We start from the raw sequence: 12,022 nt of genomic DNA, 5'->3' as shown, positions 1-12,022 counted from the left end.
ATCGATTTTTGGAAGATAGGCATATGCAAGATCAACCCCGCTCCACCAACCTCTCCGGTCTGCTCGAGGACGCCCGGCGCCGGCTCGTGGAAACGGGAACCAGAAACCGCCTCATTCATGTCAACCGCTCCGCGAAGCGCGCCAACGTGCTCGACATCGTCGAGGAGCGAAGCGCGAACGTTTTCGAGCTGCTGAAGACGCAAGGAAAAAAGATGCGTTTCCAGCCCCGCGATGAGGAAGAGGAGGAGCAGCCCGAGGATGAGCCGCTTCTCCTAGCGTTGGCCAATGATGCGGAAGACCCTGACGATCGCGAAGCCCGGTATCGGGACCTGCTGCTGGAGACCCGGCTCGGCCCCGAGGCTCTGCAGCGCCGCCTCCTGCGTCTTTTCACAGACGCACGAACCGCGGAAGAGGAGCAGGGCTTCAACATCCTCTACCTCGCGATGGGGTTCCTGCGCTGGTACGAGAGCGACAGCTCAGATGTCATGCGCGAGTCTCCCCTGATCCTTGTGCCCGTCGAACTCGTCCGAGATGACAGGCGCGCCACCTTCAACCTGCGCGCCCGCGATACTGAGATCGTCACCAACCTGCCCCTGCAGGAACGGCTGCGCGCGGATTTCGGGTTCGAGCTGCCCGAAATCCTTGATGACGAGAACTTCAGTCCCGAGTCCTATTTCGAAGAGCTCTCCGACCGTATCGAGGGGCGCGCGCGATGGTCGATCGACCGGGACGGGATGCAGCTGGGCTTCTTCTCTTTCTCGAAGCTCCTGATGATGCGGGACCTGGAACCGGAGCATTGGCCCGAGGACGCCTTCGAGTCGCATCCGGTCTTGGCCGGGCTACTCGACGGCGGGTTCGAGCGGTCCTCTCCCCTCTTCGGCCCACAGGAACGGCTCGACCCGCGGCTGGAACCCGGCCACCTTCTGCACGTGGTTCCCGCGGATGCCTCGCAGACCCGCGTGATCGAAGAGGTGCGCGCCGGTCGCAATCTCGTCGTGCAGGGACCGCCCGGCACGGGCAAGTCCCAGACGATCGCGAACATCATCGCCGCGGCGGCCCATGACGGAAAACGGGTCCTCTTCGTGGCAGAGAAGATGGCCGCGCTCTCGGTCGTGCATGACCGCCTGCGCAAGGTGGGGCTCGGGGATCTCTGCCTCGAGATCCACTCGCGCGCCGCCAACAAGCGGGCATTTCTGGACGAGCTGGCGCGCACGCTGGCGGCCGGCGCGGCTATCCCCGAGATGCCCGGATCGCCAGACGCGCTGCGCGAAGCGCGTGATCGGCTGAACGGAGTGGCGGACCTGCTGCATCAGCCGGTTCCGGGCTACGGGTTCACCCCGTTCCGCGCGATGGCCGAGATCGCCCGTTTCGTCGGCAAGGACGCGCCCCCGCCACGGCTCCCACGCGAGGGCTTGGCCGACTTGGACGATGCGACGCGCCGCGAACACTCAGACCGGATCGCGACCTATGCGGAGCTGCTGGCCCGGACCGGCCCGCGCGCCGAGCACCCGTTCTTCGGGGTCGGGGCGACCGCGCTGCAGCCCACGGACCTTCAACGGCTCGAACCCGATCTGGCACGCGCGGCCGATGCGGTCATGACCCTGCACGAGACGGCGGCCCGCGTGGCGGAGTCAGCCGGACGGCCCGCACCGGGAAACCTAGAGGAATGTGCGACACTCCATGCGGTCCTGATCGCGGCTGGAAACCGACCCGATGAGGCCCGCACGGCAACCAGCGCGCTTCTGGCCCATGCCGGAGACCTGCGGCTCGGCGAGGCCCTTGCGGCCGGCTCTACTTGGGCAGCAGCGCGCGACGACGCCGGCGCGACCTTCACCGAGGCCGCCTTCGGAATGGACCCGGCATCGCTCAGGGCACGACTCGCGCCCGGAGTCGGCTCCTTCTGGTCCCGCCTTTTCGGACCCTATCGCGGGGCGAGCCGGGAGCTTGCGACCCTGCTGTCCGGGGCCCTGCCGAAATCGCCCGCCGATCGGCTGAGGCTCGTCGACACGCTGATCACCGTCCGGGGCCTCCGAAAGACTCTCGCTGAGGAGGAAGGGTTCCTTTCTTCCCTGCTTGGGCCGGAGTGGCGCGGGGAGCGCACCCCTTTCGCGGCGTTGCAGGCGCAGGCCGCCTGGCTCGCCCGCCTCACCGAGATCGCTCCGATCAATACATCCGAAGCGCTGGACCGGATCTGTGCAGCGGCCAACGCCGCGACGGAGCTGGCCCCCGCGCTGGACGCAGCACGGGCGGCGCTTGCGGCGCTCGAGGACCGGCTTGCCCTCGTCTGGGATGAGCAGTCCCTCGCAGGGATCGAAGCCCGGATCATCGGCATGCGCGACGGGATACGCCGCTACGGGGAATGGTCGCGCCTCTCCGCTCTGTCGGCCCGACTCGAAGCGGACGGTCTCGCCCCACTGCTAGCCCTTCTTGATGAGGGAGTGATCAAACCGGAAAACGCGGTGGACGAGTTCCTGTATGCCAGCGCCGAGGCCCGTTGGGAAGCTGCGCGCGCTGCCCTGCCGGATCTCGACGGGCTCGCCCATCTCGACCGGCACGCGCTCGTGGAGACCTTCCGCGGCCTCGAGGAGGCCCGGATGGAGGAGACCCGAAGGCTCGTGCGCGCCAAGCACCTCGCCCAGCTGCCCGCGGGGGCGTCAGGGCAAATGGGGTTCCTGCGCGGCGAGATGGCCAAGCAACGCCGTCACAAGCCGATCCGGCAGATCATGCGCGCGGCGGGCCAGATGGTGCAGCGGATCAAGCCGGTCCTCCTGATGAGCCCGATCTCCATCGCACAATACTTGCCTCCGGGCTCAACAGAGTTCGACCTGCTGCTGATCGACGAGGCCAGCCAGGTCCGGCCCGAAGACGCACTCGGCGCGATTGCACGCTGCCGCCAGATCGTCGTGGTAGGGGACCAGAAACAGCTCCCGCCCACCAGCTTCTTCGACCGAGTCGCCGGCTCTGACGAGGAGGACTACGGGGAAGACGAGGATGAGATCAAAACCGCCTCTGCCACCGAAATGGAAAGCGTGTTGACGCTCTGCGAGGCGCGCGGGCTGAACCCGGCCATGCTGGAATGGCATTATCGGTCCCGCGACCCATCGCTGATCACTGTGAACAACGCCGAGTTCTACGAGCACCGGCTGATCCTTCCCCCGTCGCCGGTCCAGAACGATCCCGATTACGGGCTCGCGTTCCGCCGGGTGCCCGGCGTCTATTCCAGCCGCTCGCGCGGCGGTGGACGCCCCGGCACGAACCGGATCGAGGCCGAGGCGGTGGCCCGCGCCGTGGCCGAGCACGCCCGGAGCCGTCCAGACCTGTCCCTGGGCGTCGTCGCCTTCTCCAAGGCGCAATCCGACATGCTGACGGAGGTCCTCGAGATCGCCCGACGCGAGGACGAGATCCTCGACGCCTTCCTACGCGAGGGACGTTCGGAGGACGTCTTCGTGAAGAACATCGAGAACGTGCAGGGCGACGAGCGCGACGTGATCCTTATCTCGGTCGGCTACGGACCCAGCGAGCCGAACGGCCGGCTCGCCTCCATGTCCTTCGGGCCGGTGAACGGCGAGGGGGGCGAGCGGAGGCTCAACGTGCTCTTCTCCCGCGCGCGGACCCGTTGCATCGTCTTTTGCTCGTTCGACCCGAACGACATCGACACATCCAGGACCAGCCGTGACGGTCCGCGGGTGCTCAAGCGGTTCCTCGAGTTCGCCCGCTCCGGCCAACTTGCGCAACCGGAAGCGAGTGGTGCGCCGGCTGACAGCCCGTTCGAAGATGACGTCGCCAGCGTGATCCGAAACATGGGCTACCCCTGCGATCACCAGGTTGGTGCGGCGGGGTTCCGGATCGACCTCGGCGTCCGGCACCCCGATCAGCCCGGCCGTTACATCCTCGCGGTCGAGTGCGACGGTTCCGCCTACCATTCGGCGCTTTGGGCGCGGGAGCGCGACCGGCTTCGCCAAGACGTGCTCGAGGGGCTTGGCTGGAGGTTCCACCGGGTCTGGAGTACGGACTGGTTCCATCGACGCCACGCAGAGATCGACCGCCTTCGAGCCGCGCTTAAGGAGGCCGCACAGGCCGATGGGCCCCATTACACGGGAGCAAACCGGGAGGGATTGCAGCCCGTTGAGGAACCGGCCGAGACTGCTCCGGACTTGGAAACCATGCTGCCCCCGCCACCCGAGTTGTCTGCGCCCGCCTACGAAGTCTCCAGCTTCACCGTGAAAGTGAGCTTCGAGCCGCATGAGGCGCCGCTACATCTGCTCTCGGACCTTGTGACGAAAATCGTTCAGGCGGAGGGCCCGATCCACCGCGACTTGATCGCGCGCAGGGTAGCCGAAGCTTTCGGCAAGAGCCGGACCGGCAGGCGCATTCGCGAGGCGTCGGACCGAGCACTCGCGAGCGCCATGCGTTCGGGCGGGATCGTCGCGGACAGGGAGTTCGCGATGACCAAGGCACAGCAGGATGACCCGCCTGTGCGCGACCGGTCCGCGCCCAACGCACCAGGAACGGCGGGGCACCTGCCGCCCGGCGAGATACGTGCGGCGGCTGCCCGGGTGGTCGCCGAAAGTGGGGATATGCCGCGTGAGGAATTGATCGTGGCGACCGCACGGCTCCTCGGATTCGCCCGGGTAGGAGCGGATCTGCGCGGAGTGATCGACGGCACGCTCTCGAAACACGTCTAATGCTCGGCAAGGGTTCGTGTCCATCGTCACGATCAAGGTGCTGAAGCCGTCCTCAGCTCGTTTGACCACCTCCTTCAGCCGATCTTCGCGCCCCAAAAGGACGTCTGGTCGGCGGCGAAATAGCCGTCCGCGACTCGGAAATACCCCTGCAGCTCGACGGTGTCGCCTGCGGTCAGCGGCACCATGGTCTGCAGCCAGATGGCGGTGGCGAGCGAGACGTGGGTCGCGGAGATTTCACCGAGGGAGCCGCGGATTTCCGTCGTGCCGTTCAGCACCAACCGCCCCCGCATACGCGCGGTCGTGCTGGCGTTGACCTTGTACATGAGCGTCGCGCCGAAGAGGTAGGTGCCGTCGACCGGGGCCACGAACCGGTTGTTCGCCGCGTCGAAGGCCCCCTGATCGTTGTAGTCGGTGTTGTTGAGGCCGATCTTCGTCCAGGTCCCGACACCCACGTAGTTGTCGTAGTTGGTGTAAGCCTTGAACCGTGGCAGCCGGGGCTGGTCGACGATGCCGTTCGCGTTGTCGACGATCAGCCCGTCGAAGAAGGTGCTGCCGTCGGCGGAGACCGCGAGGCGGAAGCGGTCCGAGCCGAAAAGGCCCACCAGCGCCTTCGTCACGAAACCGGTCTGGAGCGTGAGCCCGAGATCGTCGCCGGCCGCCTCCTTGTTCATGGTGTAGAACAGATCGCCGGTGCCGCCCTCGGCGACTGTCTTCGCGGTCCAGAGCGCGGCGTTGAGCTTGGCCGAGAACGGGTTCGCCCCATCCGCGGTGGTCCCGAGCCCCAGCAGCGCGAGGTTCTGCAGCGTCGTGGGCGTGGTGCCGACCCAGCCCGCGCCGTCGTAGACCAGGATCAGGCTGTGAACCGGCGTGCAAAATTGACCCCGTAACGGGGTAATCGGCTTCCAAAAATGACCCCCTTACGCTGATGGTCATGATGCCTCCGAGGCTATCGGGGGGCACAGTGTGGGATGCTGGTTGTGGAGACGATTGCGAAGATCCGCCGGGCGTATTTCCAGGACAAGAAGTCGATCAAGCATATCTGCCGAGAGCTGCGGGTATCGCGGAACACGGTTCGGAAGGTGATCCGGTCCGGCGCAACGGAGATGACTTACGAGCGAACCGTCCAACCGCAGCCGAAGATCGGTCCCTGGAAAGGCAAGCTCGACGAGATGCTGGCGGCGAATGCGCGCAAGCCGAAGCGCGAGCGGCTGACCCGCATCCGGATTTTCGAAGAGCTCAGGGCCCTCGGATATGACGGCGGCTACGACGCGGTCCGACGCTATGCGGCTTCGTGGTCGCAGGCGGAGCAGGAAGCGTCAGCCGCCGCCTATGTGCCACTGAGCTTCGATCCGGGTGAAGCCTACCAGTTCGACTGGAGTCACGAGGTCGTTCTGATCGACGGCGTGACCACCACGGTGAAGGTGGCTCACGTCCGGCTTTGTCATAGCCGGATGCTGTTCGTCCGGGCCTACCCGCGAGAGACGCAGGAAATGGTGTTCGATGCCCATGACAAGGCCTTTGCCTTCTTCGGCGGCGCCTGTGCGCGTGGGATCTACGACAACATGAAGACGGCGGTGGACACGATCTTCGTCGGCCGCGACCGCGCGTATAATCGCCGGTTCCAGCAGATGTGCGGACACTACCTTGTCGATCCCGTCGCCTGCACCCCCGCGTCCGGCTGGGAGAAGGGACAAGTAGAGAACCAGGTTGGCGTTGTCCGGCGGCGGTTCTTCGTGCCGCGGCCGCGCTTCAAGAGCTACGCGGAACTCAACGCCTGGCTTCAGGATCGCTGTATTGCCTGGGCCAAGGCCCATCCGCACCAGGAATTGCGTGATCGGACAATCTGGGACGTGTTCCAGGATGAGCGGGCGAGCCTGGTGCCCTACGTCGGCCCTTTCGACGGATTCCATGCCGTGCCGGCCTCGGTGTCCAAGACCTGCCTCGTTAGGTTCGACAAGAACCGCTACTCGGTCGATGGTCGCGCCGTCGGCCGTCCGGTCGAGATCCGCGCCTATGCCGAGCGGGTCGAGGTCTGGCAGGACGGCAAGATCGTCGGCCGGCACGACCGCGCCTTCGGGCGCGACAAGGCCATCTATGACCCGCTGCACTACATCCCGGTGCTGGCCCGCAAGCCCGGCGCCCTTCGAAACGGCGCTCCCTTCAAGGAATGGGAACTGCCGCCGGCGATACGACGCGTCCAGCGTAAGCTGGGGCGCGTGCCGAACGGTGACCGTCAGATGGTCCAGATCCTGAGCATGATCCCAACGGATGGACTGGAAGCCGTCGAGGCTGCCTGCGTCGAGGCCCTGACCGAAGGCGCCCCGGCGGCATCGGTCGTTCTGAACATCCTGGCCCGACATCGCGAGCCACCACCTCCGTTGACCATCGCCACGCCGGACGCGTTGCGCCTGACCTGCGAGCCCGTGGCCGACTGCAAACGCTACGACAGCCTCAGGAGACCCCGCCATGGAAAGATCACAGGTGCTGGACGCGATGGGCCAGTTGAAGCTCTACGGCATGAAGGCCGCCTACGATGAGATCATCGCCACGGCGGTGAAGCGACAGCACGAACCGCAGCAAATCGTGGGCGACCTGCTGAACGCCGAGATCAGCGAGAAACAAGCTCGCTCGATCAAATACCAGATGACCATCGCCAAGCTGCCCTTGGCCAAGGAAGTCGACGAGTTCAGCTTCGAAGACACGCCCGTAAACGAAACGCTGGTGCGCGATCTGGCCTCCGGAGAGTTCCTCGAGCATCAGCGTAACGTCGTCCTCATCGGCGGCACCGGGACCGGCAAATCCCACCTTGCCGTCAGCATCGCCCGGGCCTGCATCCGCCGTGGCAAGCGCGGCCGCTTCTTCAACGTCGTGGACCTGGTGAACAAGCTGGACGCCGAAGCCCGCGCCGACCGACAGGGACGCACTGCGGATCTCCTGTGCCGCCTCGACTTCCTGATCCTCGACGAGTTGGGATATCTGCCGTTCGCCCAGACGGGTGGCCAGCTCCTGTTCCACCTCATCAGTCGCCTTTACGAACGCACCTCGATCATCGTGACGACGAACCTCGACTTCGGCGAATGGCCGACCGTCTTCGGAGACGCGAAGATGACAACGGCGCTCCTCGACCGACTGACCCATCACTGTGACATCGTCGAGACCGGCAACGAGAGCTGGCGCTTCAAGACGCGGGAATGACCGAGACGCCGCTGGCCCGATCCGGTTGCGCTGTATGGAGGCTACACCGCATCGGGCCAGCTACCCGTGCTGACCAAGCGGGGTCATTATTGGGCGCCGAAAGGGGGTCAAAGTTGCGTGCCGATTGACACAGCAGGAGATGGGTCGTGGCGTCGGACATGGGATGGCCTTCAGAACGTGAGCGTGACGGTTTTCGGCGCACCCCGCCCGACAAGGGCGGAGAGCTGGAAGATGCGGATGTCGAGTGTGTCGCCGGGGCCGAGCGGCGTTCCCCAATCGGCGCTCTGCTGTGCGGCCGTGTAGACCGCGCTGGTGGTGACGGTGCTCAACACCCGCTTCACGGTGGCGCCGTCGAGGATCTCGACCTCGTAGGCTTCGAGTTCCTCGGCCATCGGCACTTCGAGCCCGCCCCAGCTGTCGGCCGCCAGCGCGCGGGACCGGCGCGTCCAGCGGATGGTCAGATCGCCGGGCGTGCGCGGCCTGCGCCACGGCTGCTCGATATGGGCGACGGAGAACGGCCGCAGTCCCACACCTTCGGGCGTGAAGCTCGTGCCGACGTAGGTCTCGTCGCTGACCGGGCGGCTCGCCGGGCCGATGCGCCAGTTCCACGGGATGCCGAGATCAGCCTCGGCGATGGGCAGCGATGCGAGGCTGTCATCGAGCACAACCACGCGCGCGCCCGCCGACGCGGGGTTGCCCATGGCATCCTCGGTGCCGCGCTGGCCACGCAGCAAGCGGGTCAGCCGATACCGGCCGGGGGCGAGCAGCTCGGCCGCGCCCGCCTGGACGATCTCCCAGACCCCAGGCGCGGTTTCCACCGCCAATGCGTTCGCCCCGCCGAACAGCGTCAGGTCGGTGACGCTTTCCAGCGTGCCGGTCAGCAGATCGACCACCAGGACGTTGCCGAGGTCGAAGCGCGAGGTGGGGCCAGCATAGAAATCCGAGACCAGCGCGCCGATCCGGGCCCGCGTCCCGAAGCTCGTGAGCAGCTCGAAGCCGTCCGTCGAGGGGCTTCGGAACACCGCGATCTCGCCCGGCCACGGCACCGCATGCGCCACGGCGATGGGCCGATGCGCGGGCTGGTCCTCGGTCAGCTGCGGCAGGTCGAGGAGCACCGCCTCGGGCGCGCCGAAGACGACCGCCTGCGACAGCGCCGAGGGGCGCGGGGCGCCGGGTGGCAGGTCGTAGGCCTCCCGGTCCTGGCGCACCGCCTCGACGCCGCGGGCATCCGCATCGGCGATTGAGACGAGCCGCAGCGGGACGGCGCGGCCGTCATGGGCGAACGACACGACATCTGCCGGGTCGAGCGCCAGCCGCGACGGTGGCAGTCGGAAGACCACGCTCTCGCGGCCGGTCCAGGCTTCCATCAGCGCGCGGCGGCAGCGGCGTTCGGCCTCCTCCGGCGGGACCGCCATCGGGAAGCTCTCCGAGGCGATCCGGGTCGTGTCGACGGTGATGCGCCGCGCTTCCACTTGCGCGGCTTCGTAATCCTCGTCCGCGCGGGCCACCTGCCATTTCAGGGCCTGCGGCAGTTCGGTCTCCTGACCGCGGGTGAGCTCGAGCACGTCGCCCTCGCGCGCGGCGACGAGGTCGTCGGGGCTGACTGTGGCTGCCGCTGCCCGGCCGCGCATGACGAAGCGGATGACGCCTTCGGTCTCAACGGCGTCGAAGCCGAAGTGGCGCGACAGCGTGGTGATCGAGGCGCGCGGGCTTTCTAGGGCCGTGATGGCGTAGCCCTCGACGGCGCCCCATAGGCCGGTGACGTCGATCCGGGACTCGGGCAGGCCCGCGCGCAGGCAGAGGTGCCGCACGAGCGCCGCCAGCGACACCGCGCCCAGCCGCCCGGTCAGCCAATGCCCCAGTCGCCAGTTCGCCCCGTCCGTCCAGACATCGGTCAGGGCCGGAAAGAACGGGTAAGGCCGCGCGTCCCAGGTCCAGGCAGCGCATTCGGGCACATGCACCATCCGGCCGCCATAGACCGACGAGATGGGATTGTTCGTAGCGTCCCCCCAGAACAGGTAGGTCGCCTCGAGATAGGCGCGCTGGATCGCGTCGTCGCGCCAGCCCCGCGAGAAATGCGGCGTGAAGCTCTCGGACGATTTCGGATCGAAGAAAACATTCGGCTGGTTGGTGCCCCGGTCGATGGCCGGGCAGCCGAGCTCGGTGAACCAGATCGGCTTGGACTGCGGCACCCATGCCGTCTGCGTGCTGCTCTCCACCCCACCCGGGCGGTTGTAGTGCGGGTTTGACCACCAGGCGCGCAGATCCTTGTAGCGGAACACCCATGGCTTGCTGGCGGCACCGTCGGTGATCGCGGTCCGGACCTGTGCGGATCGGTCAGCCGCGCTGGCATAGAACCAGTCGAAGCCTTCGCCGCCCACTATGTTCCCCTGCAGGTAGGCCCGGTCGTAGATCGCGGGCCAGCCCTCGGCCGCGTCCGCATGTTCGAACCCGTCGCGCCAATCCGACAGCGGCATGTAGTTGTCGATCCCGATCAAATCGATCTCGGGATCGGCCCAGAGCGGGTCGAGGTGGAAGAACACGTCGCCCGAGCCATCGCCGGGCTGGTGGCCGAAATACTCGCTCCAGTCGGCCGCATAGCCGATCTTCGTCCCGGCCCCGAGAATGGACCGCACATCGGCGAGGAGGTCCCGATAGGCCTGCACCGCGGGATAGGTGCTGGCTCCGGAGCGGATGGTGGTCAGCCCCGGCATCTCGGTCCCGATCAGGAAGGCGTCGACCCCGCCCGCCGCGGCGCAGAGATGCGCTTAATGCAGCATCATGCGGCGCAGGCCCCAGTCGCCGGACGGGCCGGTCCAGGCGACGGTTTCGCCCGAGACCCCGAAGTCCGATGGGCTGGCGTTGCCGAAGAAGGCCGCGACCTGGCTAGCCGCGGTGGCGGTCGTGTCCACGCTGCCGGCATAGCCCGCCGCGGGCGAGCACGTGATCCGGCCGCGCCATGGGAACGTCGGCTGACCAGCCTCGGCGGCGTTGTCGCTGTACGGGTTCGGCAGCGTGTTGCCGGGCGGCACGTCCATCAGGATGAACGGATAGAAGGTCACGCGGAACCCGCGGGCCTTCTTCTCCTTGATCGCCTGCATCACCGCGAAGTCGGCCGGCGTGCCGCCATAGACGGGGCGGTCCTGGTCGTCGCGACTGACGAGATGGGCTGCGGACCGGCTCACGCCGTTCACGCTCCACGTCTGCGGGCTCGTGGTCTTTTCCGAGACCTCCACGCCCGGCCGGATCGTGCAGTCACCCGCGCGCAGGTCGTTCCCGAACCAGGCCACCACGAGGCTGACGCTCTCCACCTTCGGCGCCATCGCCTGCAGCCGGTCCAGCGCCACCACCATGTCGGCGGTGTCCGAGAGCGCGTTCAGGTTCTCCGGCACCTGCGCTCCGCCGCTGCCTTTGCGGATGCCGGTCGTCGCGTAGGTGAACTCGCCCGAGGCCGGGATCATGGTGACGGCGCGGGTCAGCCCCTCGGCGGTGTCGGGATCGGCGAGCGGGCGGAAGACCTCGAAGGAGAGTTGCGGCAGGCGGTTGCCGTAATTGCCGAGCGGCAGGTCCTCGAAGACCACATAGGCCGTCCCACGATAGGCCGGAGTGTTCGCGGCGCCCATCTTCGCCGCGATGAACGGATCGGCCGTCTGGCTCTCGTCGCCCGAATACCAGCGCGAGGTGATCCCGGCAGTGTCGAGGAGCTTGCCGTCCGCCCAGATGCGCCCGATGCCCGTGATCGGCCCTTCGCAAAGGGCCACGGCGAAGGAGGCGTAGTAGAGATACTCGGTCGTCTTGACCTTGCCGCCGCCCCCGCCGCCCTTGCCGCCTCCCTGCGTGGTGGTCTTCGTCTCCTCGCGGAAATCCGTCGCCCAGATCACGTTACCGCCCATGCGCATGCGGCCATAGACGCGGGGGATGACGGCACCCTCGGTCGAGGACGTGATCCGAAGGCTGTCGAGCCGCGGCCCCTCGATCCGCTGCGTCGGCGCGAGCGAGGACACGATCCAGCTGTCGACGACCGAGCCGATGGTCGAGCCCACGAAGCCGCCAATGGTCGCGGCGCTCACGCCGAGGATGGCGCCGCCGATGCTGCCGCCAATGGCGGCGCCAGCGGCACCGAGAACGAGGGTGGCCATGTC

4 protein-coding genes and 1 pseudogene are annotated in these 12,022 nt (G+C 67.2%); 3 read left to right on the top strand and 2 right to left on the bottom strand.

Annotated features, from left to right (window positions below):
- Nucleotides 1-23 precede the first annotated feature (23 nt).
- On the top strand, nucleotides 24-4,685 hold the full coding sequence (locus tag LOS78_RS00700) for a DUF3320 domain-containing protein (RefSeq protein ID WP_230376450.1): 4,662 nt from the start codon (nucleotides 24-26) through the stop codon (nucleotides 4,683-4,685).
- Between the two features lie 74 nt (nucleotides 4,686-4,759).
- Here the strand turns inward: LOS78_RS00700 and LOS78_RS00695 are convergent, their stop codons facing one another.
- Nucleotides 4,760-5,356 carry a hypothetical protein gene (locus tag LOS78_RS00695; protein ID WP_230376449.1) on the bottom strand — a complete coding sequence of 199 codons (597 nt, stop codon included), beginning with the start codon at nucleotides 5,354-5,356 and terminating at the stop codon, nucleotides 4,760-4,762.
- A gap of 297 nt (nucleotides 5,357-5,653) precedes the next feature.
- Between LOS78_RS00695 and istA the strand changes: the two genes are divergently transcribed.
- Together istA and istB are read left to right on the top strand one after the other, a co-directional pair.
- Nucleotides 5,654-7,222, top strand: a complete 1,569-nt coding sequence (gene istA / locus LOS78_RS00690; protein WP_028717560.1) for an IS21 family transposase — start codon at nucleotides 5,654-5,656, stop codon at nucleotides 7,220-7,222.
- Complete coding sequence (gene istB, locus LOS78_RS00685) at nucleotides 7,152-7,880, top strand: IS21-like element ISPkr1 family helper ATPase IstB (protein WP_024843951.1); 729 nt, start codon at nucleotides 7,152-7,154, stop codon at nucleotides 7,878-7,880. The genes istA and istB overlap by 71 nt, the downstream gene beginning before the upstream one ends.
- 170 nt (nucleotides 7,881-8,050) lie before the next feature.
- Here istB and LOS78_RS00680 read toward each other — a convergent pair.
- Nucleotides 8,051-12,019, bottom strand: a pseudogene (locus LOS78_RS00680) (glycoside hydrolase TIM-barrel-like domain-containing protein).
- Nucleotides 12,020-12,022: the final 3 nt, after the last annotated feature.

The sequence above is a fragment of the Paracoccus sp. MA genome, from assembly GCF_020990385.1.
Classification (GTDB): Bacteria; Pseudomonadota; Alphaproteobacteria; order Rhodobacterales; family Rhodobacteraceae; genus Paracoccus.
This window is presented reverse-complemented; position numbering and strand designations above follow the sequence as displayed.

Excerpts from the sequence above, each read along its gene's own strand:
- istA (WP_028717560.1), top strand. The coding sequence starts at position 5,654 with ATGCTGGTTGTGGAGACGATTGCGAAGATCCGCCGGGCGTATTTCCAG.
- istB (WP_024843951.1), top strand. The coding sequence starts at position 7,152 with ATGGAAAGATCACAGGTGCTGGACGCGATGGGCCAGTTGAAGCTCTAC.
- LOS78_RS00700 (WP_230376450.1), top strand. The coding sequence starts at position 24 with ATGCAAGATCAACCCCGCTCCACCAACCTCTCCGGTCTGCTCGAGGAC.
- LOS78_RS00695 (WP_230376449.1), bottom strand. The coding sequence starts at position 5,356 with ATGAACAAGGAGGCGGCCGGCGACGATCTCGGGCTCACGCTCCAGACC.